This window comes from Streptomyces sp. JLBG701, from assembly GCF_058544905.1.
The window spans coordinates 3,730,460-3,754,591 of record NZ_CM178588.1 but is presented as its reverse complement, the minus strand read 5'-3'; the positions used below and the strand labels follow the sequence as shown (position 1 = coordinate 3,754,591).

Below are 24,132 nucleotides of genomic sequence, written 5' to 3'. Positions count from 1 at the left end.
GCCCCCTCTCACGCGAACGAGTCCGCGATGTCGTAGTCGTCGATCACGTGAGGGCCCCGGATCAGCAGCGCCCACCGGGCGAACGTCGCCGCGCAGAACGGGCTGATCTCGGTCAGGGAGTTGGTGCGGTCCAGCGTCCAGGCGTCGCCGTTGCGGCGCGTCCTGGCCCCGTTGACGGCGGCCGTGAACGGCACCTGGTCAAGGTGCCGGACCGTGCCCTGGTTCATCGCGTCGGCCATCTGCCCGCACGCCTCGATGATGTCGCCGCTCCGCATCACGGCCAGGTCGCCGCGCTCCGGATGCTCCTTGTCCTTGGGCACGTCGATGCCCGCGGCAACGAGGTCGTCGATGAGGGAACTTGCCGGCGCCCCGTGCGCGGCGATCGCCACGGCCACCGGATTCCACAGCTTGTGCAGCCGTGCCACCGCGGGCACCACCCAGTCCGTACCGGGCCGGTACGCCACGACCTCCAAGTGCACCCGGCCGTCCGGGCGCAGCGAGGCGGCGCTGATCGCTGCACGCTTCCGGTCCTGCGACACGTCGATAGCCAGGGCCACGCTCGACGCCACCGGCTTACTGGCCTTGTCGACCAGCCCGGGCCACTTGCCCTTCGGCACGTTCGGGTCCGTCGGCGGCGTGGGCTTCCGGGTGCGGTTCAGGTACGCCCGGTCGAACTCGGCCGGGTCCATCTTCTCCAGCTCGGCGGCGATGATCTCCTCGGTCACCGTGTAGCCGAGCGCGGGCAGCGTCGCCCGCCACGTCGCCGGATCCGCTCGGTCCATGTATTCCGGGGCGAACCACTCGAAGTACGCAGCCCGCGGCCGGGGAGCGTTCGGGTCCTCGGCGAGCGCGGCGAACAGGGCCTCGATCAGGGCACGTCCCCGCTCGCGCTTCTTGTTCAGCCACACCGACTTCGTGGTGCCGCCGGCCGACGCCCACCACAGCTGAGCCATCGGACGCGTCAGCATGGCCGGGCTGAACGCCTGCTCCAGCCGGTCATCCTCATGGGCGAACGCCTCGTCGATGAGGCCCATGTCCAGCGGCGGACCGTGCCCGGCTTTCTCTGTGTTCGCGGTGATACCCATACGCGATCGGGTGCGGCCCCACAGGATGGCTTCGTTGCCGTTCGACTTCCGGATGCGCGCCATACGGGCCAGCTGGGAAGTGACGATCTTCTCCCAGAACTCGTCTTCCCACCGCTGCCGCGCCATGCCCCGGGTCTGCGCGGCGTAGACGATGTTCTGCCGGGGCCAGGCGTTCGCTCGGTGCACCTGGGCGCCGAGGTACAGCTCCGTTTTGCCCTGCTGGCGGGAGACGCTGACGCCGTTCTCCCGGTGCGCCAGGAAGCCGGTGTCGGGGTCGATCTCCAGCGCCACGTCGCTCACGTACTTCTGCCACGGCATCGGCGGCGCGCCGAGCTTAGTCATCACCTTCCACAGCTTCGGCCCCAGCGACGGCCGGTCCGGATGCCGCGGCGTCCCCCAGCGCGGCGGGCAGGTGAGCCCGTACCGCTCGTACAGATCCTCGGCGAACTCAGTCGGGGGAAGCCAGATCTCCGAGGTCGTCGTCATCGTCAGCGGCCCGCCCCTCCAGCAACTGGGCGAGCGTCTGCCGCAACTCGCGGGTCAACTGGGGGAGCAGCCGGTCCTCCTGGGACACTGGCTCTCCGCACGTCTCGCACTGAGCGGTCGCCGCAGCGTCGATCCGGCCGGCCAGCGTGTACGCCAGCTCGGACAGCGACGGCTCGACACCGACCAGGTCGCCGAGCTGCTCGACGTCGCTGCGCACGGCGTCCTCGACCGAGCCCATGGCGCCCCCCTTCCATGATCATCTGGGCGCCATTGGCCCGGAGGGAGAAAAATAAAAGCTGGGCGCGGGGTTGCGATATGTCCGATTTCTAAAAACCCCAGGAGATCCCGGGTCGGATCGGCCGATTCCCTGGGTCGTGAGGGCTTGTGCGCCTGCCGCGTTGCTCTACCGTCCGGACCATGGAGCAGAGCGACGAGGGCGCGCGGTCCACCCCGATACGGGACGAGGCCGAGTTGGCGCAGGAGGTCCGAGCCACTCTCTTGGAGTCGGTCAGGAAGGCCGCGGAGGCGGGTGACGGGCCGACTGCCCACCAGCTCGCGTGCGCATACGAGGCTTTGGCACGGCGTCGGCCAGCCGAAGGTCACTGCCATCCCGTCAACTCGCAGGAGAACGAGCTCGACGTCACTGTGGATCCGGAGGATCCCGACTTCGTCGCGAGTGAGTTGGAGGACCTCTCTGAGGCCGCTCGCCCGTAGACGCATCCTCCCTACGGGCCGGCGAACCAGTCGACTGACGTGACGAGTTGGACGACCTCAGACAGTGGTCTGTTGCCCTTCTCGCTGTTGCACTTGCGGAGGCAGACGGGGCAGCCGTTCACGCCGTGGATGGGTGCCGCGTTGTCGGGGTCGAGGCGGGCGCCGCCCTTGCTGACGGGGATGACGTGGTCGGCGGTGTCGGCTGCGCCGTGGCCGCAGACGATGCAGACGTCGGATGTGGCGAGGGTGCGGGCGCGTAGTTGTCGCCATTGGTAGCTGGTGAGTTCGCTGCGGTCGGTTGCCACGTCACCCCCTGGACACGGCGAAGCCCCCGGCCGGGGGGATGTGGCCGAGGGCTTCGTCGTGCGTTTGAGGGCGGCGACCGTCACTGTCGAGTGTCACGGATGTGTTCCGTGGAGCATGCCGCCCGTGCCCGTCTGGGGGCACAGTTGTTCACCGAGATCGTGACATGCGCCCTGACCTGCGGTCAAGCCGCCTTGGTGGTGCGCCTGTCGGCGGCGAGCGCGGCGACGGCCTGGACGGCGTACCAGGGTTGCCGTGGGCTGCCACCGGAGCGGGTGAGGTGGCCGCGTTGGACGAGCTTGCGGACGCCGTCGAGGGTGATGCCGAGCTGCTGCGCGGTCTGGTGGGCGGTGAGGTGGCCGGGGCGGATGTTGAGCGACTCCATGGCCCCATGATGCGGTAGGGAGGGAGGCGGCGCGGGGGAGGCACAAGCGCCGTTTGCGGGGTCCTGACGAGACCTGGCAACTTGCCTCCCTTGCCTCCCTGACTGGCCATTTGCGCAGGTCATGTACAGGGAGGCAGGGTAGGGAGGCGGGTAGGGAGAACTCCCTCAGTCTTCGGTGCCTCCCTCGTCGTCGAGGTCGTCGTCGCGGGCGGCGATGGCGTCGAGGATGCGGTCGAGGCTGACGTGCATCTTGCCGCCGGTCTTGTAGTCGCCGTGCCCGGCGTCGTCGAGGACGCTCTTGAGGTCCCGGAACGACCAGCTGCCGTAGACGACCGGGTTGCGGTCCTGAAGCCCGTGCAGGACATCCTGCGTCCGCATCCGGGGCTCGTGTCCGAGGACGGCCGCGATGTCGGCGAGCGGGTCGACCACATCGAACGTCGGGGCGTCCGCGGGCCCGGTGCCCTCGTACAGGGCCATCGCCCGCTCGACGACCGGGGTCACCTCGTCGATGCCCTTCTCGGGGTCACGCTGGACGTAGTGGGCTCGGATGATCTCGAACGGCTTGCTGGTGAACCCGTAGGTGACCGCGGTACCGACGTCCTGCCCGGGAACGAGCTCGGTGGCCCGGATGCCGGCCTTGTACTTGCCGGAGCCGAGCAGGCCGTCGTTGGCGACCTGGTCGCCGACCGCGAACGCGACACGGTGCGAGGTGTTGCGGGTGACGTCGCGCGGGATGCTGTCGGCGGTCGGGGAGACGGTGACCCAGATGAGGGTGATGCCCACCTTGCGGGCCTTCTTCATGACGCGGATGGCCAGCTCAGCGGCTTCCTTGCCGTACTCCTTGCTCATGAACAGTTCGTGGCACTCGTCGAACACGACGACCTTCGGTCGCATCCGCGGGTCCTTCATGGCCAGTTCGCGGGTGAGCTTGGTCGACTCGCCGCCCAGTTCTTCCAGCAGCTTGCCTCGGGTGGTGACCTCGGTGGCCAGGCTGCGCAGGGCGTCGAGGGCGTCCCGCAGTTCCTCGGGGTCGTCGCCCTTGACCAGGTGCCGCAGGCGCGGCCGCAGCGGGTCGTAGTCGACGTTCGCGGCCATCACGTACACCTCGGCGATGACGAGCGGGTCGAGGATCGCGCCGAGCAGCAGCGAGACGACGATGGACGTCTTGCCGGAGCCCATGATGCCGCCGACGATCCAGTTCGCGGCCATGAGCTTGCCGATGATGGGGTCGCCGCGCTGGGAGACGGCGACGGGTACGCCCTTGAAGTAGTCGGTGGTGCCCTCGTGGAGCAGGGGCCAGTCGGGCACGACGCCGTTCAGTGAGCCTTGGTCGGCGACCCACAGGTCGAGGACGCCGGGCTGGTTGGGTGGTTCGGTGGGCCAGGTTTCGACGGGCTTGCGCATGAGGTTGTGGGCGAGGACGTTCTTCTTGGCGTTGACCATTTCGACGGTGACGCCGAGCGGCAGCTGGAGCTGTGTGTGGTAGCCGTTGCCGAGGCGCACGGTGGGCTGCACCCAACGGGGCTGCCAGCCTTCCTTGATGGCCGCGTTGAGCTGCGGGATCGACAGTTTGCCCAGGGCTCGGAGGATGGCGTTCTCGTCGGGCAGTACGTCCAGGTCGCCCGTGTCTGCGGGCAGTGCCCAGGTGGGGGCGGTCTTCTGGTTCTTGCCGACCGCCCAGGCGCCGGCCAGGGCGAGCAGGGGCAGCGAGTACAGGAGCGGGTCCCAGATGACGCTGATCAGGAACGCCAGCCATGCCACCAGCTGGATCACGGCGTCGAGTGGGGCGAGGACGTCGGAGACGTCGTGGTTGTGCCAGGCGATCAGGATGCCCAGTACGAGCAGCGCGGCGGTGCTGGCCACGATGGTCGTGAACAGGGCCTTCGGGAGGTTGATGGCCATCTGGAGGAGGTCCATGCGGCGCTTGTGGCGGGCGAAGCGGTAGGCGTACTGGCGCTGCTCCCACTTCTGCACCATCTCCTCGTTGCCGGACGCTTCGGCGATGCGCATCATCCGGGCGTGCAGCGCTGTGGTGCGGGCCTCCCACGCGCGGCGGGTGAGGATGCGGGTGCCGCCCCAGATGTAGGCGCCGTGGCGGACGAGGACGCGGTAGGCGGGGTTCTGGCGGGCGTCGACGACGATGCGGCGGATCCCTTGGAGACGCGTGGACGCTCCGGCGTCGTCGGCGGGACGGGGCGCGTCCTGGGCGTCCTTGGTGAGGTTGACGGTGTCGCTCATCGGCGGCCTCCGCGGAAGTCGCGCCACATGGAGCGCAGGATGAGCAGGCAGGCGGTGGCGCACACGCCGCCGATGGCGACGGCGGTCATGGCCACGGCGAACGCCAACGCGAGGGCGCAGGCGACGCAGCCGCCGACGATGGCGAGGCCGCCGATGGTGAGCCACTTCCGCGCGTCGAACTGCTGTGGCGGCGTGTGCTGGCAGGCCTGGGGCTGCGGCTGGGTGGCGGTGAGCTTGGCGAGTTCGACGGCTGCGAGCGCGACCTGGACGGCGGCGCTGTTGGTCGCGGCCTCTCTCGCCGCGGCCTCCGCTTTGTCGAGGGCGTCGCTCATGCCGTCCACCCCCGGATGCGGCGGGCGATGGCCGGACGGAGTGCGACTCCGGCGGCGAACGCGACGACAACCGGGTTGGCGGTCAGGCCGAGGACGAGGGCGGGGCACAGCACCCACAGCAGGCCGAGGAGCGCGCCGGTCAGGATCCACTTCATCGGGCCACCCCCTCGGGGAGGGCGTCCGGGTGGAAGAGGTTGTGTCCGCGGGGTGTCTTGCCGTGGACTTCGAGCGTCCCGTTGGCGACCCAGCTGCGGATGGTGGATGGGTCGACGCCGTACCGCTCGGCGACGTCCTTGGACGTGAGGAGACGCGGGGCGTCCTCGTCGTCCTGGCCCGTCCCGGGCGGGAGTTCGGGCGTCTCGGGGGCGTCCTGCTCGTCGACGCGGTCGAGGCTGACCTCGGCGGCCGGCTGGACGGTCGGCGTCTGCTCGGGGACGGGCGGGACGTTATTCGTCTGCATAACGTCCCGTGGCGTGTGCCGGGCGAGCGCGTGCGTCCTCCACAGCGCCACGGGGACGAGCAGCGAGACGACGGCGACGAGGTTGAGGGACACCTTGACGACACCCGCGTCGAGGGCGTGCGCGCAGACCTGGGCGGCGCCCATGAGGGCGAGGGACAGGAACACGTCGAGCGGCCGGAACCACTTCAACGCGGCGACGACGTAGCAGTCGATCGAGATCGGCAGCATGACGGCGATGGGCGGCGCGCCGCCGAGGCGGCGGGCGAGCTCGTACTCGGCGATGGCCGTGTAGCTGAGGCCGGCGGCGGTGGAGGCGCGGCGGATCCACACGCGGGAGTTGTCGGTGCTCACTGGCCACCTCCGGCCAGGAGCGCGGTCAGCTGGTCGGCGAGGTCGCGGAGCCGGTCGGCGTGCGTGTCGAGGGCCGCCGCGAGGTCGTACAGGCCCACGGGGTCGAGGGTCTGGCCGAGCAGGCTGACCGAGACGCCGATACCGCCTCCGGGGAGTTCGGCGTACGGGGACTGTACGAGGCTGGCGTCGCCGATGGTGTGGCCGTGGAAGGCGAGGGTGATGTCGGGGCCGCTGTGGAGGATGTCGGCGCGGTAGCCGTTCGGCTCGTGGTCGCTGCGGCACCAGGTGGGGCAGGTGACGGTGACGTCGCCGTGGTCGAGGGTGCGGACCGTGACGGTGCGGGGCTCGGTGCTCACTTGCCCTCACCTCGCTCGTCGGCGAGGAATGCGGCGACTGCGGGGAACTGGGCGTCGACGGACCGGCGTACGGCTTCCTGCTCGTCGACAGGCTCGGCGCCGAGGGCGCGCAGCAGGATCCGCAGGGACTCGGCGAGGCCGCCGTGGGCCTGGGCGTAGGCGTAGATGTCGTAGCCGCTGGGGTCGCCGTAGGTGGTGAGCATGTACTGGCCGACGCGGATCGCGACGGCGAGGTCGCTGGGCTCGGCGAGCACGGAACTTGCGGGCGCGTCAGGGCGCGCGAAATGATCGGCCACAGCCGTCTCCTTGGTGATGTCAGGGAGTTCGGTCAGGCCCTCGTTCGGTGTTACCAGCACCGGCGGGGGCCGTTTTTTATGCGGTTGTACGGGCTAGCTTGACACAAGATCTGATGGTTCGTATAGGTCTGTTACGGAATCAGCGCGTTCAACTCGCTTGCGTCTGGGGCGCGTTGTGAGAGTCCTGGTCCGTCCAGGTGTCGGACGCGAGCGCGAGCCACGACTCGGGCGGGTAGGCGGTGTTGCACCACCGGCACTCGACCTTGGCGGTGCCCTGCGGGACGCGCAGGACGGCGCCGCACACGGTGCCGTCCTCGAAGACGGCCGGGCACGTCCCGAGCCGCAGCGACGGGACGGGCGGGTTCACGATCGAGGCGACGTCACGTTCGAGGCCGCGGATCTCTTCGGCGAACGCGCCGGCCATCGGCCAACTCGCCGCGATCCAGTCGAGGTTGATGGACAGGGCGCGCGCAGCGACGGCTACGCGTCGATCGGTGTTGCCCGCGATGGCCGGCTGTCCCCATCCGCGGTCTGCCTGCATGGCGCTGCGCCAGTCCTCCAGGACGCCGACGATGCCGCCAGGCCCGCGGAGGTTGAACGCGGGCTCGGCGATCGGCATCGGTGCCACGGCGGGCCGTGTGCGGCCGAGTTCGGGGCGGCGGCCGCCGGGGTGGAGGAACGCGGCGAGAGCGTCGTACAGGCGCGGGACACGGTCGAGACGCTGGGCGGTGCCGAGCGTGCAGCCGGGGCAGAGGTAGCCGTGTTCCAGGTCGCGCTCGCACAGGCCACAGGACGCGGTCACGACGCCGTCTTTGTTTCCGTCAGGCTGACGGACGCAACCGTGTCCGTCTCGGTCACGGCTGCGGGGGACACGTTGTCCCTCTCAACGCGGGCTCGTGCGGCTTCGAGCATGGCTTCGGCGGCGCGTGCGGCCTTGCGGTCGCGGCGGTCGTCGAGGAGTCCGAAGAGGATCTGGAGGAGCAGCATGAAGTACATGCCGATCGCGGCGCCGATGGCCAGCAGCTGGATTTCCTTGTCGGTCATGGCCGTGTCCTTCCGGGTCAGAACGGGGGCTGCTCGGGGTGGCCGGCCGGGGCTGCGGCGGGCTGCTGCTGTCCGCCGCCCCATCCGCCGCCCTGGGGCTGGCCGTTGGCGGGCTGCGCGGTGGCCCACGGGTCCTCATTACCCGTCTGGGTATTGGCGCGCTGTCCGCCGCCCGCCGGGTTCTTCTCGACCTTCGCCGTGGCCCGGGCCAGGCTCGGGCCGACTTCGTCGACGTCGAGCTCGTACACCGTGCGCTTGACGCCCTCGCGGTCCTCGTAGCTGCGCTGCTTCAGGCGGCCTTGGACGATGACGCGGACACCCTTGGCGAGGGACTCGGCGACGTTCTCGCCGAGCTTGCGCCACACCGAGCAGGTGAGGAACAGGCTCTCGCCGTCCTTCCACTCGTTGGTCTGCTTGTCGAAGGTGCGCGGGGTGGAGGCGATACGGAACTTGGCGACAGCGACGCCGGACGGGGTGAAGCGGAGTTCAGGGTCGTCGACCAAATTCCCCACCACAGTGATCACGGTCTCGTTAGCCACGGGTCGTCTCCTTCTGCTGGCTGGTCTGCGTGATGCGGATGTCCGACTCGTCGTCGGTGAGTTCGAGCCGGATGTCTCCGGCGGCGAAGAGGCTGTAGAGGCCGGCCGAGACCTTCCATTCGCGGACGTGGTCGGCGACCAGTTCGGCGCGTCGGATGGCCTCGGCCTTCGGGAGGCCGTCGGGTCCGGCCTGCTCGACGACCGAGCGAAGGACGAGGGCGAGGTCTTCGGTGGTGAGGATGTCGTCGTCCACGGGGGCTCCCTGTGGTTTGTGTGGTCTGTGCGGCGTCCGTCCCACCCCCTAAAGGGGGTGTGGGACGCACACTGACGGGTGAGTCCCGGGATGCACTGGGACTCACTGGGACGCACTGAGGTTTTTGGGTGTTCGCGCAGGTCAGAGCGATATCTAGTGCGTCCCGGGTTTTCTCCTGACGGGCCATCAGGTAGCGGTAGGTGCATCCCAAGATCGTGGACGCACTGAAAACCGGCCCTGAGCTGGGCAGATGTGCGAGCCCCGTATTGCCCACCGTGCCGCTCGGGACGCACTGGGACTCACTGACCGCACTATTCATCTGAGGCCCCATCAGGAATCCGGTGGAGCGTCGCTCGCGCAGGACCGGGCTCGGTCACCAGGCGTCCGGCGTCCACGAGCGCGGCCATGGCCCGCCGGACCTCCGCCTGCTTGCCCGGCACCCGCTCGATGATTTCCCGACCCGACAGAGGGTGCTTGGCGCCCTTGATGGCGCGCAGGATCCGCGGCTTCAGCGCATCGACGCGGGCCTGCTCCTCCGCCTCCCTCTGTGCCTCCGGGTCTACGTCCTCCGGCCGCTGAATCGGCGCGTACAGGCGCCCCTCGGCGAAGTCCTCGCCGTGGGACACGAGCACGAGGTCTGCGTACCAGTGCAACGCGCCCTTCGACCCCGGCAGGGCGTGCCGCCGGATCTGGCCGGGGCGGTCCTTGGCGATCCGGATCCGGGACCGCCCGGTGACACCGATCCCGAATGGAGTGATCGGCTCGACCATGTACATCACGCCGGACAAGCCGTTGAGCTTGTGGACGCCGCCAAGGCTGTATCGGCCGCGGGCCTCGTTGTTCTTGACGACATGGTCCAGCGTCACCGCGGCCGCGTTCAGCTTGGTGAAGGGCCGCAGCAGGCGCTGCCCGAACTTCGCGATGTCGGTGTTGTCCTTCAGCTCCAGGCCGAACATCGACATGCCCTCGGTCACGCCGTCCGCGATCGCCAGGGTCGGCTTGACCTGAGCCACGGCGGCCATGAACGTCGCCCTGTCAGCGGCGTCCGGTGCGGCCTCCGGGCGCACGTAGTGGAACTTCTCCCGGATGTCGTCCGGGGTGGCGCCCAACAGCAGGAGACGGCTCACCACGCCGCCGGCGTCGTCCTCGAAGTCCATGTAGACGACGTGGTTGCCGCGCGTCATCTCGACCGCGCAGCCGAGCAGGGCGAGCCACGTCTTGCCGCCCTCGGACTCGCCCGCGACGCTGTTCATCTTGCCGGGGTAAAAGAGGCCGACGCCGTCATCCCGGCAGCCGACGGTCGGCTGCGCGGGCTTGTACGTGCCGTCGAGGACCGATTCGAGGTCGGTGAACTTCCAACCGGTGCTCTCCTTCTCCTCCTTCTGTTCCTCGTCGGGCATGGGCGGCACGGTCTCCGCCCACGGATCCTCATCTGCCGATGTTCCCGGCTCGGCGTAGGTCGTCACGCCGCGCCCCGCCGGGCGACGTAGTCGAAGGCGGTCTGGATGGCGTCGCGGATCTCGTATTCGCCGCGGTCGGCAGCGCGGCCGGCGGGCTCGATCGCCGCGTACACCTCGGCTTCGCTGCACAGTCCCTCGGCGACGAGGTGGGCGGCGGCCGTCGTCACGGTGCACAGCACCTTGTGCCGCTGCCCCGTCTCGGCGTGCGCCAGTTCGGCGGCGAGGTCGTCGAGGCTCTTCCTTCGCCCGTTGCTATCCCGCTTGGGTCCGCGGTAGATGGGGCGGGGCGCGGGCGGCTTGGGCATGTGCCCGGTGCCTTCGAGGTGGTGCAGCAGCCAGGCCGGGGCGGGCGCGGGATCGACGATGTCGCCGAGGCGCCGGTACTCTCCGGTCTTCGTGGCGCTGGTCGGAGCGATGATGTAGCTCCCGGCGGCGCGGATGTCGATGTTCCAGCCGAACTCGCCCTCCGACTTGTTCACCGTGACCCCATCGGGCAGCTGCCAGTACAGGTGCACGCCCCCGGACGGGGTGAGCACGGAGAGGGTGTCGCCCGGGAACGGCTGCTCGTACCGCTCCAGGCAGACAGCGAAGACGTCACGGCCGTCGTTGACTCCGGGCAGGTTGTACGGGGCCGGGACGGCATCCCCGTCCTTGTTCGTGTCGAGGTCGACGACGACCAGCCGCGCGAGCTCGGTGTTGATCCCGAGGTTCATCTCGGGGAAGCGGCGGAACCAGTCGCGCACCCGGTCCTCGTCGGTGGTGGCGCTGTAGAAGCTGTGGCAGTAGTCCGCGGGGTGCGGGCAGTCGTCGACGCCTTGGTGCGACACGTAGTCGGGTGACTTCCTGCTGCACAGACCGCAGTGCCGCAGCGGCTCCTTGGCGCCGGGGCTGAGGGGGAAGATGGGCCAGCCGCGAGTGATGAACGCGCGTGCGGCGCGCATTCTGCGGATGGCTCCGGTGTTGCTGTTCACGAACGGCTCTCTTCTACGAGCAGCGGCCAGTTGGTTCGTGGCGGGGCGGGCGCACCCCCAGCGCGCCCGCCCCGAGGGGCTATGCCGTACTTCGCTTCGTGCGGGCGACCTTCTCGGCCTCGGCGGTGATGCGCGTGCACCAGTTGCGGGCCGCGGTGAAGACGCACACCGGGCTCGGCTGCTGCTCCAAGTCGTGCCGGATGGAGTCGAGGACCATCTCGTGCAGGGCCCGCTCCGTGGCGCGCTGTACGTACTGCTCGGCGTCGTCGCCAGTTCGCGCGGCGGCGTCAGGGTCGACGGGGCCCACTGGCCACTGGCCGGGGCGGCGCTCGGTCACAGCCGTCCCCCGTCCGTATGGAGCGGAGCGCCTCCGCGGGCGATCCACGCGACCTCCTGCTCGTCGGTCCGGTCCGGGAGCGTGAGCCAGGTACGGGCCCAGTTCCCATCAGGGAGACGGACAGGCGGTGGGTAGCCCCATGAGGCGGCCAGCGCTTCGACCGGGACCATGGTGGCGTTCCACTTCCCGAGGGCGTCGGTGAAGACCCACAGGTCCGTGACTTCCTGGATCGCGGTGGCGGCGTCCCTGTAGACCTCGCGGTGCTTGCGGCTGAGGTGAGCGACTCCGGCGAGTGACTCGATGGCGAGGCAGGCGTCGCCCCAGTGGCGGCCGCGGGCGTCTTCGAAGAACGCCTTCACGCGGACGTCGCCGAGGAGATAGGTGGGGCCGTCGAGGCCGAGCCACCGCGTGCCGGTTTCGGCGACGAACTGGGCGCGCTCGGCCTGGTTGAAGGCGTGCAGGGCGGCGTCGAGCTTCTGCTTGTGGTCGCTCATGCTCGCGCTCCCGCCCTCTCGGCGCGGGCCTGCTGCATGAGAGTGAGGACCTGGTCCATGACCTCCTGCGGGTCGGAGCCATCTCCGATCTGGTCGAGGACGATGTCGAGGATCTCCGCCCACGGCCCGTCAGCGTTGGCGCGGGCCTCCCGGATCCGGTACAGCGCGAGGGCGGCCGCCGTCTGGTCGGCGAGGTCATCCAGGTCGTCGGCGAACTTCCGCAGCTGTGCCGCCTTCTCGTGAGCCTGGTCCGGGGTGAGCGACTCGCTCATGAACCCGATGTGCGGTGTGCTCGCGGAGCAGTGCGTGAACTCGGCCCAGATCTCCGGGTCTTCCGGGAAGGAGTCGCTGGGGACGGTGATGGCGTCGCCGCCGTGGTCGAAGTGGCGGCCGTTCTCGTCGGCCTGGTCGCCGTCCTCGCCGTCCTGGGTGGTGCACAGGTCCGGGTACAGGTGGCACGGGGTGGGCTCGTCGTGCTCGCGGGCGCCGTCGGCGCGCTGGTCTCTCGGGTCCGGCGTCGCCTCTGGGATTACGCTGGTCATGAGCGTGCTCTCTTCTACTTGATCAGGTGGTTGCGGTAGTGCGCTCGGCAAGCGGCGTCGGTGTTCCAGCACCGGCGCCGTCGCCGTTCTCCTCGGTCAGGCCGAGGTAGTTCAGGACGTCGATCTTGCGGACGCGGAGCTGGCGGCCCACGGGGATTACGGGGATCGGCGTGGCCCCTTCCTTGATCATCTGGGCGACGGTGGTCTTACCGACGTCGCAGAGGCGCATCAAGGTCTCGTAGGCCGGGGACATCGCGGGCAGCGCCCGCACGTCCTCGTGGGAGAACGCCGGCAGACGGGACTGGATCGTGGTCATGCCGCCCCGCTCTCGATGTCGCGGTCGATCAGTTCGTCGATGCTCAGCTCGTAGGCCGTAGCCAGAGTGAGCAGGGTGTCGGCGGCGGGCTTGGCGATACCGCGACGCAGGCGGGACAGGGTGGACTGTGCGACCCCGGTGCGCTTCCAGATGGCGTAGCTGGTGTGGTCGCCCTTCGCCGCCGCCGCTGAGTGCAGGCGGTCCACGCGAAGGCGGTAGTCGGACATGGGACATCTCCTTGCTCGGTAGGTAGTACCTGCCGATGTAGAAAACGTACGCCTTCTACTGCCCCTGGCGCAAGTAACTGCCTGCCTCGGTAGCTAAGACGGTCTTGCTGCCGGGGTAGGCGCATCCTTACTTGCGCGCTAGCATGTAAGGCATGCCTGACCATGACGAACTGAGGACGGAGCAGTTCGCTGCGTATGTCCGAGAAGCTGCTCGCCGGGCCGGCTATGACATCGACTCACCGCGCGGCGGTGGGAAGACCGCCCTGGCCCGCGATACCGGCATGTCCCCGTCATCGGTGGGACGCATGATCGCCGGTAAAGCCATGCCGGATCCCGGATACCTAGAGCCGCTTGCGCAAGCCCTGCGGGTGCCACTGCCCGAGCTGTTGGTGCTGTCGGGTCTGATCTCCCGGGATGTCCTCACCGAGCAGCAGCCGCCGCGGGCGTTGTCGCCCAGGGAGGCTGCTGCCGACTTGGGTATCAAGGACCCGGCGAAGGTGGAACTCTTCGAGACGATGGTGCGTGCGCTACTAACGGATCAGAACCTCGGGTCAGGTGGCCACGGCAGTGAAAGTGGGGTCGCGTGAGTAGGGGGCGCCATCGGGGCCGTGCGTATTGGGGGGTCTTCCCGCCTACGGGTCGGAACTTTGCCTTCCTGGCATACGACATAGCTGCCATTGCGTTCCGTTGCTTCGCCACAGGAATCTTTATTCTCGGCCTGGTCGGCGTGGTATTGATCGCAGTCGACATTCCGGATGGCCTGTGGCACGCAGTTTGGGCGGCTTTCTCTATGGCGGGCACCCTGTTCGCCGTAGGTCTCGGGATTGCGCGCTACCACAGGTCAGCCCTTCAGTACTCCAAGGCCCATCAGGCCAACGAATGGCTCCGGGTAGTGCACGAGCTCCGTATCGAGCGGCTGGTCCAGCGCGAGCAGTTCCTCATGAGCAGCATCACCCAACTTCATGATCACTTTGAAGAAGAGAAGGCCGCATTGCAGGAGATCCGCGAAGAGCGGATAGCCCAGGAGAGGATGGTGGGATTCGTTGACGGCATCCAGAAGTCTCCTGAGATGATGGCCTATCTAGCGAATCCTCGAAATCGGCTGCGCGTAGTGCCAAGCCCTGACGAGGAATCTGCCTGACTGGGGAGGCATAGGTGCCCGCATCTCGCCGCGCTGGCGGCATCAGCAAACGGTGTGAGTGCCGCAGCTCAGCGGGTAGGTGCTTCCGCCCCGGAAGCGTAAGCCCGAGATTCCGGCAGACCCGCGAGGCGAAGCGCCCGGCCTCGCGTATCCCGCTCGGCACGAGCAAGGTCAGAGAAACGAAAGAGCTGTCGTCTCTTCTCGTCGAGGCCTGCGGGGGCGAGGTGCCCGCGGGCTACCCACGAGCGGATCGTACGGACGCTGACAGGTGGCGCGTCTGGCAGCCACAGGCTGCGCCACCACGCGACAAGCTCTGCCGCCTCCGCCACCGTGTACCAGTCTTGGACCACTCTGCTCTCTGCCATGGAACCCTCCCAGGAACGACGAAACCCCCCGGCGTCGCCGAGGGGTTGAGTGAACACACGTGTGGTGCTGGCAAGCAGTATGCGCTAGCCAATCAATTCCGTCCAGTGCCGGACTGTGACGCTGGATAGCAGGCAGGGCCTCTCGGGCCCGAACGAGAGAGGTACGTCATGCCCACGTCTCGTCGAGCTGGTGGTATCTCGAAGCGGTGTGAGTGCCGCGGTACGGACGGGAAGCGGCTCGGGACGGCATGCCCACAACTGTCGAAGCGCAGCCACGGCAAGCACCGCGTCAGCCAGGAACTACCCGAGGACGCCAACGGGCATCGCCGCCGCTTCCAGCGCACCGGCTACGCCGACTCCAAGGACGCGACGAAGGACCTCGACCGCATCCGCGCCATCCTCGACCTCGCCGGGGACGACGAGGACGGGCTACGCCGCGTCGGCGACCTGCTCGCCGAACTCCAGCAGACGCGCGGCCCGATCCCCGAACCGACCGAGGTGTCCCGCAAGCTCGGCGTCGGCGTGCCCCTCGACGGGAAGATGACCCTCACCGAGTGGCTCGACACCTGGGTCGCGTCGAAGAAGACCAAGGGCACCACCACCGACGGCTACAAGAGCCACATCCGGGTCCACCTCAAGCCGGGCCTCGGCCACTACCGGCTCGACAAGCTCACCGTGGCCCACTGCCAGGAGTTCTTCGACGCCTTCGACGAGGCCAACGAGACGATCGCCGCGGAGAACCAGGCCCGGCGCGAGCAGGAAGCCCGAGCGAAGTGGGGCAAGAACTCCCGCCCGCCGGCCGCTGAGTCAGCCCGGCTCGCGGTCGAGCGGGAGAAGCTGGCCGCGATGCCCCCGTACCGGCTTGTCACCGGCCCCGCGACGAAGCAGCGCATACGGGCGACGCTGCGCACCGCGTTGAACGCGGCGATCCGGCGGCAGCTCATTACCTTCAACCCGGCCTCCCACCTGGAGCTCGCATCCGGTAAGCGGCCCAAGGCGGTGCTGTGGTCGGAGCAGCATGTCGAGCACTGGCGGATGACGGGGGAGAAGCCGTCGGCGGTGATGGTGTGGACGCCGCCGCAGATCGGAGCGTTCCTCGACGAGGCTGAGAACAGCAGGCTGTACGCGCTGTTCCACCTGGTCGCGTTCCGGGGCCTGCGTCGCGGCGAGGCAGTCGGCCAGGACTGGCGGGACGTCGATCTCGACGGGCACGCCATCACGATCGCCAAGTCCATCGTCGTGCGGCAGTGGACGCCGGAGGAAGGTGTCCCGAAGACGGACGGCAGCGCGGCCACGATCGCCCTCGACAGTCTCAACGTGGCCGTCCTGCGAGAGCACAAGGCCCGCCAGCCGGCGGAGCGGGACGCCTGGAACGAGCACGCGGCCCGGGAGCGCGCCAAGGGTAAAAAGGTCGCCGACTGGACGGGCACCGGCAAGGCGTTCGTCGACGAGGACGGCACCTGGCTGCACCCCGAAAAGGTGTCCGACGAGTTCCGCCGCATCTGCCGTCGGGCAGACCTGCCGCCGATCAACCTGCGGGACCTGAGGCACTGTGCGGCGACGCTGATCCATGCGGGCGGGGGAGACCTGCATGCGATCAAGGAGACGCTGCGGCACGACGACATCCGGCTGACGTCCAACACGTACACGAGCCTGTTGAAGGAAGTCGACCTGGAGATCGCGGAGAAGGCCGCGCTTGTCGTGCCGCGGGCGCGGAAGGCGGGGTGAGGGCCGGGCCCGCGCTGCCGGGTCCGGCCCTCGTGAGTCCGCTCCACGCGCAGCCAGCAGCATGGGTTAGGGACGCCTCCACGGTACGGTCCGGGACTGACAACGGGCCGTCGGGGGCGTACCGTTGAGGAGACGAGACAAGGCCTCCGACCTGCGGGTCGGGGGCCTTTCTGCTCAGCCGCTGCTCAACCGAATGCCCCGGAAGTAGCCGATCGAAGACGGCACGGGACGGCACGACGGAGGGGTCGGGGCGCTTGAGGCTGGCCGCATGACCAGCAGTTATCGGCAGTGCCCGTCAGGGGGCGACATAGGGCGGAATTAGGCGTATCAATACCGCCGTAGACTCATAATCCGTCGGCCGTGGGTTCGAGTCCCACCCGCCCCACTTGTGCAGAGCTGTGACCTGCGGAAACGTTCATTTTTGGGTGTCGGATCGTCAACTTTGCTTGAACGGACTGGATCCGCTGCTCGCGAGTTTGAGGCGCGGTGCAGCTCGGGGAGCAGGGGACTTCTCTGACCTGCGACGATGCGAGCGATTGTGGCTGTCGTCGACTGTCTGCGCCGCGTCTCTCGGGCTTCATTTCAAGATCGTGAGGCCATGTTGAGGCCGAAGGGTCTCGGTAAAGGCGTGTAACTGACTCCGCTGCGCCCGTTCTGGGGTGCTCTGGCAGCAGGTTCCGTGTGTGGGGTTCGGCGCTGCTGAACCGAGCAAGATCTCGTTCGAGACGCTGCTCGTCGAAGGACCGGTATGCAACGGTCATCTGACGGGAGTGCTGCACCGGAAACGGCCCGTACTGAAAAACGGCCCCGATGGAGCACCGTGACCTTGTAGTGCTCCGCCGGCTGGAGACCGAGGCCGGGGGTACTGGGTGATGCACCCTCTGATCCAACCGAGCGTGCGGTGGCTCCGTGTACCCCAGGGCGTCATCTCGCGGGTGGCTGCCGGAGCTGGGCTGTGTATGTTCGGCCAGACCTGCCATCGCCCAGCGTGCGCTATCCGCCGGCGGAAGGGCGAGCCGCGCTCAGCTGCGGGTCGGTACGGGGTTGGGGCTGCGGGGTGTGGGTGCCTTGTCAGGAGTTGTCGTCGGGGTCGATGAGGGCGGCGAGCTCAGTTGCGGAAGCGAGTTCGTGATCGTGCTCGGCCAGGGTGCGCAGGCGGATGGCGTAGGCGCGGCGCTGGATGGGCGTGCCGCGCTGGGCGATCAGGTCTGCGAGACGGCGGGCTTGGCCGCTGTGGCCGTCAGCCGTGCTTATGACCGTTGCGAAGAGTGCTCCAGTGATGCCTGTCAGCGGGCGTTCGTGGGCATACAGGATGCTGCGCAGACGCGGGATGTCTCCTTGGTCCATGGCGTGGAAAGCCTGTTCGGTGGATGTCTCTTGGTCGGTGACGATCTCATACACCTCGTCAAGGGGCAGTTGCTCAGCGAGCTGGAGAATGGCCAGGTGTCGGCGTGCCTCAGGGGCGTCGCTGCCGACGAGGAGGGCCTGGATCTCTTGTGTGCGTAGGGCGCACTCATGCCGATCGATGAAGTTCTTGGAGTCCGTCCACGTCGGGGTGTTGACCCATGTTTCGAGGAGAAGGCGTGCTTCGTGCTCACGCTGGCCACGCTCGAGGACGGTGATAAAACTCTGTGCCTCGGCTTCAGCCAGGAAATCGATGAGGGTGTTGATGTGCGGGTCGTCCGGAAATAGGGCTGCCGTCAAGTGGAGGTAGTGCCGGAAGTCAGAGTGTTGGAGTTTGCCACTATGCGCGTCTAGAAATGCTTTGATTCTGGGCCAGTCGGAAGCTTGGGCCCACTGATTAAGCAGTTCTAGGAAGTCGTCGGGTAGAGGATGGGTGGCCCAGTTGGGAAGTTGTGGGTCGTTGATGCTGTAGCGGATCACGATGTTGCGGATTTGGTGCCGTGTGCGGCGTAGCAGATGCGGGCTACCGGTCTGGGCCGCCCGGCTTGCCTGGATGAGTTGCCTGAGGGCGCAATCGGTACCAACATTTTCGGCCAGATACTCGGCGTAATGGGAGCGGAGTTCCGCCTGCGCGAGGACATTTTCCTCCAAGGTGGCTGCGGCGTCTTCCCAAGCGGCAGTGATCGCGCTCGCATCGCTCTGTCGGCTTGCGAGGTTGTTGAGGGAGGCGGCGAGGTGGGGGAGGAAGCTGGTGGGGTTGTTTTTGACGAGGGTGCGGTAGTGGTTGACGGCTTCGGTGTTGGAGGCGAGTGCAGCGGTCAGGTTTCCGGTTTCGCTCTGTCGGCTTGCGAGGTTGTTGAGGGAGGCGGCGAGGTGGGGGAGGAAGCTGGTGGGGTTGTTTTTGACGAGGGTGCGGTAGTGGTTGACGGCTTCGGTGCTGGAGGCGAGTGCAGCGGTCAGGTTTCCGGTTTCGCTCTGTCGGCTTGCGAGATTGTTGAGGGAGCTGGCCAGCGCGGGGAGATGGACGGCAGCATTTTCCTCGGACAAGGCGCGTCGAATCTCGACGGCCTTGGTAATGGAGGCGAGTGCTCCCTCAGAATCCTTCCTGTGGGTCAGTAGGGTTGCGAAGTCATGTAGGGAGCTTGCCAGGTTGGGGAGATGGGCGCCGGAGTTGGTCTTGGCGAGTGCCTGGTCGATCGTCAGAGCTTCCATGGCGGAATCCATTGCGCTGTCCAAGTCTCCAATTTCGCTTTGACGGTTGGAGAGGTTGCTTAGCGAGCTGGCCAGGCTGGGAAGATAGGCCCCTGGGTAGGTTCGAGCTAGCGTGCGGTTGATGTGGACGGCCTCGACGATGGGCGCGACTGAACCAGCAAGATCGCCGTTCATGGCCTGCATGACCGAGAGATTGTTGAGGGACATGGCTAGGTCGGCAAGGAACGCCTTGGGATTTGCTGTCGCAAGATCCCTGCGGATTGCTACAGCCTCAGTGATAGAGGCCAAGGCCTCCGCGTGAATTCCGGCGTTGTCTTGAAATGCGGCAAGACTGTTGAGCGACATCGCGAGGTCTGGGAGAAAGGTTGCGGACTGTGTTTCGATCAGCAGTCGGTAATAGTCGACGGCCTGCATTATTGAAGTGAGAGCCCCTGAGTGATCTCCGGTTTCGTTTTGGCAGCGCGCATAGTTGGCCAGTGCCATGGCGAGGTCGGGGAGGAAGGCTTCTGGGTGCGCCTTGGCCAGTAGCTGATAGTGGTGGACGGCTTGATTTGCTGAGATGAGTGCACCCGTGCTGTCGCCAACCTGGCTCTGCCGATTTGACAGGTTGTTTAGGGAAGATGCAAGGCCAGGAAGGAACGCTTTTTGGTTAGTTTCAGCGAGTTCGCGTCGGATATCGACGGCTTCTTCTGCGCTAGATAGTGCCCCCGCAGCGTTCCCAAACTGGCTCTGACACTCGGAAAGCCTCTTGAGGGAACTGGCGAGTTCGGGCAAGTGTGCGACCGGATTTATTTCCGCCAATTCGCGCTGTATTCTCGCGCTCTGATCAGCCGATGCGAGTGCACCTTCGTGATCTCCTACGTTTCCCTGCAGGGTCGATAGGTTATTGAGGGTGGAAGCGAAGCGGGGAAGGAAGGTAGCGGGGTTAATTACGGAGAGATCCCAGAAGTGATCGACGGCTTCTGTGATGGAAGCGAGGGCCCCGCCGGGGTCTCCAGTTTTACTTTGTTGAGCCGAGAGGTTGTTGAGGGAGGCTGCCAGGTCGGGGAGAATCTCAGTCGGACTATTTTTAAACAGTTTGCGATAGATCTCCACTGCTTCTGCGCTGGAGGCCAGTGCTCTCTTGTGGTCTCCAAGGTCGCTCTGTGACCCGCCCAAGTTGTTGAGAGTGGTTGCCAGTCCGGCGAGATGCATGCCTGAATCGGCCTGAGCCAAGGTTCGACGGATCTCTACCGCTTCTTCAACAGTGGCCAGCGACCTCTCACGCTCGCCGAGCGTACGTTGCAGCACGGAGAGGTTACTGAGAACCATGGCGAGGTCGGGTAGGTGCGTGCCTGGGTCGGCCTGGGCCAATGTTCGACGGATTTCTACCGCCTCCTTAACGGAGGCCAGTGCTCCCTTGTGGTCTCCGAGATCGCTCTGCGCCCCGCAAAGGATGTTGAGCGACGCTGCGAGTTCGGGGAGATGCGTAACCGGGTCGGCCTTGACCAAGGCTCGGCGGATCTCCACCGCTTCTCTTACAGTGGCTATCGCCCTGTCATAATCTCCGATGTTGGCCTGGCGTTGACCGAGACGCTGGAGCAGTTCCGCGAGGTCTGCGGGCGCGGGGTTGACGGAGGAACGGAGTTCGGTCAGACGTCGAGACTCTGCCTGCAGTCCGAGTTGGGGCAGTCCCACTGACATGAAAGGGATGGCCTGGGAGAGGCCATCGAGCCATGCCGGTGCCGGATTAGCGTCGATCAGTTGGCAGAGCGCGGCCAGAGCACTGCCGCTCTGTTCGCTCGCGACTCGGAGAACATGTAGCCAGCGGTCCGGCTCGCCCTCAATCCAGGCGGCTATCAGATTGGCGGCTGTGCCGGGGTTGGCCGAAGCGGCGCGGTTAAGCTGGCGCAGCGCCTCCAGCAGTGGCTCCGGTTCCAGACCGTCCAAGGCACGGTTGAGGAGGTTGGGGTCATCATGCAATTCACGCAGGGCCAGATGATCCGCGATCGGGTCCGGGCGCAGAACGAGTGCTTCGCCTGGGCCTGGCTGCAGACACGCAGTGAGCGTGGCGCGGATGGCCTCGCGCCACTGGGCGGCGTCGGCGAGTTCTTCTACCGCGCGGAGTGCGGCGATCGTCTGAATATGGGTCGTTGGGGCACGCAGTGTCAGGCAGGCCACAGCACGGCTGAGTACTTTTATGGGAGCGTCCGCCGTGTTACCGATCACCTGCTGATAGGTCTGCGCCCAGTAGCCGCGTTCATGGTCGAGGACTTCCTCATACAACTCCTCTCGGCTGTTGGGGAGTTTGCCGGAGCTGCGGGAGGCGAGGTAGGCCAGCAGGATGTAGTCCAGGGTGGTCCACTCCACAGGTGTTGCCCTCTCGGCTGCCGATACATCGACAGAGCCGGGTTCCTCGACGAATGCCTCGACGGCCCGGCGGAAGAGCGCGGAGCCGTCGGGGTGCTCGGGCGGTAGTTCCAAGGGGGCTAGTTCGCGGCAGAGGTGTCCGTCGCGCTCCCAGGCCCGGCGCAGGTTGGTGAGCCATTGGCCGGCGGCGGAGCGGGCGGTCATCACCAAGACGGCGGGGGTGGCGCCGCGTTCGGTGCGGCGTTTGAGGATGGTCAGCAGGCGCTGGGCGTCGGCGGGGCGGGCTTCGGCGTAGTCGAGGACGATGAGGGTGGGGGAGACAACGGCTCCGAGCCAGTCGTCTCCGTCGGTGCTCTCGCGCAGGTAGCCGGTGTACCAGCCCTCGCAGGTGTCCAGTTGGTGTGCGAGTTCGAGGGCGAGGCGGGTCTTGCCGGCGCCGCCGACGCCGTGGATGAGCGTGATGCCGGTGTAGGGTCCCTCGGCGATCGTGCGGCAGAAGTGGGTGAGGACGGTCAGTTCGTCGCGGGCCTGGAAGGGCACCACTGCGTGCTCGGCCTTGAGGACTTCCAGCGGCCGGTGCACGCGTGGATCCAGTTCCACGTATGGGCTGCGCAGCGGTTCATCTTGGGGCCTGTTGGCGGGTGTGTGAGTGTCCTGGGCGCGCCAGACGCGGCCTATATCAACCGCTAGACGCCAGTTCCACGTAGTGGCGTAGTCGGCCCCGGCGCGGACTGTATCGGCAAAAGACGCTCGGGCGCCCAGGATTGGGCTGGTGGGCAGAGGGTGGGCGATACCGACTGGGTCCAGCAGCAGCAAGGGGCGTGGGCGTCCGCCGATGTCCTGCTGGACCAGGTCCAGCCAGTCCTCCGGCGGGGCGGACCACACATCCGCGTCCGGCACCTGGGGACCGTCGGGAGGCGGATCGCCGACCCACACGCCCAGGAGAGCGTGGGCGGCTCTCCCGGTCTCGGGTGGGTCGAGAATCAGGACGAGTGGGTGCAGGCCGGCGTGGAGGCAGGCTCCGGCCATGATCAGGGTCAGGTCCAGGCAGGTGGCGTGCTTGGGGGACCAGAGGACTTCGCCGGGGTCCCGGATGACCTGGCGGTCGGGTTCGTCGGAGGGTGCCTCGTGGGAGTAGGTGATCCCGGCAGCGGCCAGGGCCTCGTACACGGTCCGGACTTGAGCGATCCGGCTGCTGGCAGGCGGCCCGGGTAGGCGCACCAGTGCGGCGACCTCGTCGGGTAGAACGTACTTGGCGAGCGCGGCGGGCTCGCCCTCCATCGACCAGCGGGGCCAGATACTCACGGGGCAACCACCGCCACCGTGTCGGAGGCGTTCAGTTCGCCGATGCCGGGCACTTCCTGCACCGCCACCTCGATGTCGTATAACCCGGCTGGTTTCCCGGGGAGTTGGGTGACGTAACTGCCTGAGGCCTCGTCCCAGTCCAGCCGGACCTCTGCGACCGGTGTGCGACGGCCTTCCGTCGGGCGGAGGGTTGCCCACAGGGCGAGGGAGGCCGGGGTAGCGGACACCTCGTCGGGCAGGTGGTCGCCCCGCAGCCGTACCCGCAGCGGAACGGGCTCTCCCGTGGCGTGGAGTTCGTCCAGGTCCAGGCCGAGTGCGGTGTCCCGTTCGTTGCCGCGAGCGGCCATCAACGTCTTCCTGGTCTCATAGTCCTGGGCGAGACCGGGGATCCACTTGGCGGAGGCGATCGGCCCGTGCCGGTCGCGGGTCCGCCAGTCGCGGGTGGTGTCGTGCCCACTCATCTCCACCGGGACGGCCGAGAGCGCCGGGACCGTGCCGTCTCCGTGGTCCTCATCCCATCCCTCAAGGTCCAGCCAGGTGGGGAGATCCTTGTTGACGGTGAGTTTGTGGCCGTCCCAGGTGGCGGAGCCTGCGGTGCCGTGGCTCCAGCCCAGCCGCGGTACGACCTGCGGCTCCGCCCCCGTGCGGGGCATTGTCTTCCAGGCCTGCTCGATGTCCTGATGCAACGCGAAGCCCGCCTCCGCCAACTTGCCCACTTCCGGCAGAGGTAGGTCGTGGGGGTAGCGGGCCGTGTCGGCTGTGGTGTCCCAGATCATGGGGTAGCGGGGCAGCAGCTCCGCCACCGACGGCCACGTCCGCAGCAGGTCGCTCGCCCCGTCCAGCCGCATGCCCGCCACGCGGACGCCGTTGGCCAGCAGTTGCAGGGCTTTGGGGGCGCCGCGATGCGGGGTGCCCAGGGTCACCAGCGCGCGGCACAGCGGCCAGCCTCCCAGCGGGCCCAGCCAGTACCGGGCCACCAGCCCGCCCATCGAATGGGCCAGCACCACCACCCGGCCGGCCCGTTCGGAGGGGCTGAGGTCCTTCAGCCGCTCGTGGACGTCCGCAGCCAGAAGCTTCGCGGCATGTCCGATGCCGAGACGGAAGTCGTAGGGAAACAGGACCACGTTCGCCTGCGGGTTGCGGTGATCGGGGTGCCCCATATCCGTCACCACACCCGGCAGGGCCTGCAGCCCCGCCCACAGACGTTCGTAACCCGGGACCACCGTCCAGCCCGGCAGCAGCCGCTTCGAACGGATCAGGCCTGTCGGCCTGAGCGGCTCATCCACAGCCAGTCGATCCGAACGCCACAGCAGGCCTGCGATGTCACCGAACCCCGCATCCCACACCGTCTTGGCGGCCTTCCCGCCCGCCTCCGGCCGCTCCAGCACGCTGCCACCGATCCCCGGCAGCACATACACCAGATGCTTGCGTTCCATCCC

General features: G+C 67.5%; 27 protein-coding genes. 4 read left to right on the top strand and 23 right to left on the bottom strand.

The features are described from left to right. Positions 1 to 8: 8 nt before the first annotated feature. On the bottom strand, positions 9 to 1,571 hold the full coding sequence (locus AC5DRG_RS17200) for a terminase large subunit domain-containing protein (protein WP_491811395.1): 1,563 nt from the start codon (positions 1,569 to 1,571) through the stop codon (positions 9 to 11). Next, complete coding sequence (locus tag AC5DRG_RS17195; protein ID WP_355212442.1) at positions 1,534 to 1,809, bottom strand: hypothetical protein; 276 nt, start codon at positions 1,807 to 1,809, stop codon at positions 1,534 to 1,536. Before AC5DRG_RS17195 ends, AC5DRG_RS17200 begins: the two co-directional genes overlap by 38 nt. A gap of 179 nt (positions 1,810 to 1,988) precedes the next feature. Here AC5DRG_RS17195 and AC5DRG_RS17190 point away from each other — a divergent pair, with 179 nt between their 5' ends. Continuing rightward, on the top strand, positions 1,989 to 2,285 hold the full coding sequence (locus AC5DRG_RS17190; protein WP_491811394.1) for a hypothetical protein: 297 nt from the start codon (positions 1,989 to 1,991) through the stop codon (positions 2,283 to 2,285). A gap of 11 nt (positions 2,286 to 2,296) precedes the next feature. Here AC5DRG_RS17190 and AC5DRG_RS17185 read toward each other — a convergent pair whose 3' ends face one another. The 19 genes from AC5DRG_RS17185 to AC5DRG_RS17095 form a co-directional block, all read right to left on the bottom strand. Further along, positions 2,297 to 2,590: an HNH endonuclease gene (locus AC5DRG_RS17185; RefSeq protein WP_491811393.1), complete on the bottom strand. Its 294-nt coding sequence runs from the start codon at positions 2,588 to 2,590 to the stop codon at positions 2,297 to 2,299. Positions 2,591 to 2,772: 182 nt separating this feature from the next. Then, complete coding sequence (locus AC5DRG_RS17180; RefSeq protein ID WP_491811392.1) at positions 2,773 to 2,973, bottom strand: hypothetical protein; 201 nt, start codon at positions 2,971 to 2,973, stop codon at positions 2,773 to 2,775. Positions 2,974 to 3,138: 165 nt separating this feature from the next. Further along, the gene (locus tag AC5DRG_RS17175) at positions 3,139 to 5,211 is read right to left on the bottom strand and encodes a cell division protein FtsK (RefSeq protein WP_491811391.1); all 2,073 of its coding nucleotides are present in this window, start codon (positions 5,209 to 5,211) and stop codon (positions 3,139 to 3,141) included. Then, positions 5,208 to 5,543 (bottom strand): hypothetical protein, encoded by a 336-nt coding sequence (locus AC5DRG_RS17170; RefSeq protein WP_491811390.1) that lies wholly within the window; start codon positions 5,541 to 5,543, stop codon positions 5,208 to 5,210. Before AC5DRG_RS17170 ends, AC5DRG_RS17175 begins: the two co-directional genes overlap by 4 nt. Continuing rightward, positions 5,540 to 5,698, bottom strand: a complete 159-nt coding sequence (locus AC5DRG_RS17165; protein WP_491811389.1) for a hypothetical protein — start codon at positions 5,696 to 5,698, stop codon at positions 5,540 to 5,542. Before AC5DRG_RS17165 ends, AC5DRG_RS17170 begins: the two co-directional genes overlap by 4 nt. Further along, on the bottom strand, positions 5,695 to 6,354 hold the full coding sequence (locus tag AC5DRG_RS17160) for a helix-turn-helix domain-containing protein (protein WP_491811388.1): 660 nt from the start codon (positions 6,352 to 6,354) through the stop codon (positions 5,695 to 5,697). Before AC5DRG_RS17160 ends, AC5DRG_RS17165 begins: the two co-directional genes overlap by 4 nt. Further along, a complete protein-coding gene (locus AC5DRG_RS17155) occupies positions 6,351 to 6,710 on the bottom strand; it encodes a DUF6907 domain-containing protein (protein WP_491811387.1) in 360 nt (119 codons plus the stop codon). Before AC5DRG_RS17155 ends, AC5DRG_RS17160 begins: the two co-directional genes overlap by 4 nt. Then, positions 6,707 to 7,066, bottom strand: coding sequence for a hypothetical protein (locus AC5DRG_RS17150; RefSeq protein WP_491811386.1), 360 nt, complete (start codon positions 7,064 to 7,066; stop codon positions 6,707 to 6,709). Before AC5DRG_RS17150 ends, AC5DRG_RS17155 begins: the two co-directional genes overlap by 4 nt. A gap of 88 nt (positions 7,067 to 7,154) precedes the next feature. Next, a complete protein-coding gene (locus tag AC5DRG_RS17145; protein ID WP_491811385.1) occupies positions 7,155 to 7,808 on the bottom strand; it encodes a hypothetical protein in 654 nt (217 codons plus the stop codon). Beyond that, entirely contained in the window at positions 7,805 to 8,050 is a 246-nt protein-coding gene (locus tag AC5DRG_RS17140) for a hypothetical protein (RefSeq protein ID WP_491811384.1), read from the bottom strand. Before AC5DRG_RS17140 ends, AC5DRG_RS17145 begins: the two co-directional genes overlap by 4 nt. 17 nt (positions 8,051 to 8,067) lie before the next feature. After that, positions 8,068 to 8,589 (bottom strand): single-stranded DNA-binding protein, encoded by a 522-nt coding sequence (locus AC5DRG_RS17135; RefSeq protein WP_491811383.1) that lies wholly within the window; start codon positions 8,587 to 8,589, stop codon positions 8,068 to 8,070. Beyond that, entirely contained in the window at positions 8,582 to 8,842 is a 261-nt protein-coding gene (locus AC5DRG_RS17130) for a hypothetical protein (protein WP_491811382.1), read from the bottom strand. Before AC5DRG_RS17130 ends, AC5DRG_RS17135 begins: the two co-directional genes overlap by 8 nt. Positions 8,843 to 9,153: 311 nt before the next feature. Beyond that, positions 9,154 to 10,242, bottom strand: a complete 1,089-nt coding sequence (locus AC5DRG_RS17125) for an AAA family ATPase (protein ID WP_491811381.1) — start codon at positions 10,240 to 10,242, stop codon at positions 9,154 to 9,156. A 62-nt stretch (positions 10,243 to 10,304) separates the two neighbouring features. Further along, positions 10,305 to 11,273: a bifunctional DNA primase/polymerase gene (locus AC5DRG_RS17120; RefSeq protein ID WP_491811380.1), complete on the bottom strand. Its 969-nt coding sequence runs from the start codon at positions 11,271 to 11,273 to the stop codon at positions 10,305 to 10,307. A gap of 79 nt (positions 11,274 to 11,352) precedes the next feature. Continuing rightward, positions 11,353 to 11,610: a hypothetical protein gene (locus AC5DRG_RS17115; protein ID WP_491811379.1), complete on the bottom strand. Its 258-nt coding sequence runs from the start codon at positions 11,608 to 11,610 to the stop codon at positions 11,353 to 11,355. Further along, complete coding sequence (locus AC5DRG_RS17110; RefSeq protein WP_491811378.1) at positions 11,607 to 12,104, bottom strand: hypothetical protein; 498 nt, start codon at positions 12,102 to 12,104, stop codon at positions 11,607 to 11,609. Before AC5DRG_RS17110 ends, AC5DRG_RS17115 begins: the two co-directional genes overlap by 4 nt. Further along, positions 12,101 to 12,646, bottom strand: a complete 546-nt coding sequence (locus AC5DRG_RS17105) for a DUF6907 domain-containing protein (RefSeq protein ID WP_491811377.1) — start codon at positions 12,644 to 12,646, stop codon at positions 12,101 to 12,103. The genes AC5DRG_RS17110 and AC5DRG_RS17105 overlap by 4 nt, the downstream gene beginning before the upstream one ends. A 22-nt stretch (positions 12,647 to 12,668) precedes the next feature. Beyond that, positions 12,669 to 12,962: a helix-turn-helix domain-containing protein gene (locus AC5DRG_RS17100; RefSeq protein WP_491811376.1), complete on the bottom strand. Its 294-nt coding sequence runs from the start codon at positions 12,960 to 12,962 to the stop codon at positions 12,669 to 12,671. After that, a complete protein-coding gene (locus AC5DRG_RS17095) occupies positions 12,959 to 13,189 on the bottom strand; it encodes a helix-turn-helix domain-containing protein (protein WP_491811375.1) in 231 nt (76 codons plus the stop codon). Before AC5DRG_RS17095 ends, AC5DRG_RS17100 begins: the two co-directional genes overlap by 4 nt. A gap of 152 nt (positions 13,190 to 13,341) precedes the next feature. Here AC5DRG_RS17095 and AC5DRG_RS17090 point away from each other — a divergent pair, with 152 nt between their 5' ends. The 3 genes from AC5DRG_RS17090 to AC5DRG_RS17080 all read left to right on the top strand — a co-directional run bounded on the left by AC5DRG_RS17090 (position 13,342) and on the right by AC5DRG_RS17080 (position 16,423). Beyond that, positions 13,342 to 13,776: a helix-turn-helix domain-containing protein gene (locus AC5DRG_RS17090; RefSeq protein ID WP_491811374.1), complete on the top strand. Its 435-nt coding sequence runs from the start codon at positions 13,342 to 13,344 to the stop codon at positions 13,774 to 13,776. 140 nt (positions 13,777 to 13,916) lie between these two features. Further along, positions 13,917 to 14,330 carry a hypothetical protein gene (locus AC5DRG_RS17085; protein ID WP_491811373.1) on the top strand — a complete coding sequence of 138 codons (414 nt, stop codon included), beginning with the start codon at positions 13,917 to 13,919 and terminating at the stop codon, positions 14,328 to 14,330. Positions 14,331 to 14,863: 533 nt separating this feature from the next. Continuing rightward, the gene (locus AC5DRG_RS17080) at positions 14,864 to 16,423 is read left to right on the top strand and encodes a site-specific integrase (RefSeq protein WP_491811372.1); all 1,560 of its coding nucleotides are present in this window, start codon (positions 14,864 to 14,866) and stop codon (positions 16,421 to 16,423) included. Between the two features lie 1,071 nt (positions 16,424 to 17,494). On the opposite strand, the gene AC5DRG_RS17075 is transcribed toward AC5DRG_RS17080, so the two are convergent. Together AC5DRG_RS17075 and AC5DRG_RS17070 are read right to left on the bottom strand one after the other, a co-directional pair. After that, complete coding sequence (locus AC5DRG_RS17075) at positions 17,495 to 22,693, bottom strand: tetratricopeptide repeat protein (RefSeq protein WP_491811371.1); 5,199 nt, start codon at positions 22,691 to 22,693, stop codon at positions 17,495 to 17,497. Next, the gene (locus tag AC5DRG_RS17070) at positions 22,690 to 24,129 is read right to left on the bottom strand and encodes a lipase family alpha/beta hydrolase (RefSeq protein ID WP_491811370.1); all 1,440 of its coding nucleotides are present in this window, start codon (positions 24,127 to 24,129) and stop codon (positions 22,690 to 22,692) included. The genes AC5DRG_RS17075 and AC5DRG_RS17070 overlap by 4 nt, the downstream gene beginning before the upstream one ends. Between the last annotated feature and the right edge of the window lie 3 nt (positions 24,130 to 24,132).

What these genes read in the sequence shown, in the direction of transcription:
- AC5DRG_RS17200 (WP_491811395.1), bottom strand. Translation starts at nt 1,571, where the DNA reads ATGACGACGACCTCGGAGATCTGGCTTCCCCCGACTGAGTTCGCCGAG.
- AC5DRG_RS17195 (WP_355212442.1), bottom strand. Translation starts at nt 1,809, where the DNA reads ATGGGCTCGGTCGAGGACGCCGTGCGCAGCGACGTCGAGCAGCTCGGC.
- AC5DRG_RS17190 (WP_491811394.1), top strand. Translation starts at nt 1,989, where the DNA reads ATGGAGCAGAGCGACGAGGGCGCGCGGTCCACCCCGATACGGGACGAG.
- AC5DRG_RS17180 (WP_491811392.1), bottom strand. Translation starts at nt 2,973, where the DNA reads ATGGAGTCGCTCAACATCCGCCCCGGCCACCTCACCGCCCACCAGACC.
- AC5DRG_RS17175 (WP_491811391.1), bottom strand. Translation starts at nt 5,211, where the DNA reads ATGAGCGACACCGTCAACCTCACCAAGGACGCCCAGGACGCGCCCCGT.
- AC5DRG_RS17170 (WP_491811390.1), bottom strand. Translation starts at nt 5,543, where the DNA reads ATGAGCGACGCCCTCGACAAAGCGGAGGCCGCGGCGAGAGAGGCCGCG.
- AC5DRG_RS17165 (WP_491811389.1), bottom strand. Translation starts at nt 5,698, where the DNA reads ATGAAGTGGATCCTGACCGGCGCGCTCCTCGGCCTGCTGTGGGTGCTG.
- AC5DRG_RS17140 (WP_491811384.1), bottom strand. Translation starts at nt 8,050, where the DNA reads ATGACCGACAAGGAAATCCAGCTGCTGGCCATCGGCGCCGCGATCGGC.
- AC5DRG_RS17125 (WP_491811381.1), bottom strand. Translation starts at nt 10,242, where the DNA reads ATGCCCGACGAGGAACAGAAGGAGGAGAAGGAGAGCACCGGTTGGAAG.
- AC5DRG_RS17110 (WP_491811378.1), bottom strand. Translation starts at nt 12,104, where the DNA reads ATGAGCGACCACAAGCAGAAGCTCGACGCCGCCCTGCACGCCTTCAAC.
- AC5DRG_RS17105 (WP_491811377.1), bottom strand. Translation starts at nt 12,646, where the DNA reads ATGACCAGCGTAATCCCAGAGGCGACGCCGGACCCGAGAGACCAGCGC.
- AC5DRG_RS17100 (WP_491811376.1), bottom strand. Translation starts at nt 12,962, where the DNA reads ATGACCACGATCCAGTCCCGTCTGCCGGCGTTCTCCCACGAGGACGTG.
- AC5DRG_RS17095 (WP_491811375.1), bottom strand. Translation starts at nt 13,189, where the DNA reads ATGTCCGACTACCGCCTTCGCGTGGACCGCCTGCACTCAGCGGCGGCG.
- AC5DRG_RS17090 (WP_491811374.1), top strand. Translation starts at nt 13,342, where the DNA reads ATGCCTGACCATGACGAACTGAGGACGGAGCAGTTCGCTGCGTATGTC.
- AC5DRG_RS17080 (WP_491811372.1), top strand. Translation starts at nt 14,864, where the DNA reads ATGCCCACGTCTCGTCGAGCTGGTGGTATCTCGAAGCGGTGTGAGTGC.
- AC5DRG_RS17070 (WP_491811370.1), bottom strand. Translation starts at nt 24,129, where the DNA reads ATGGAACGCAAGCATCTGGTGTATGTGCTGCCGGGGATCGGTGGCAGC.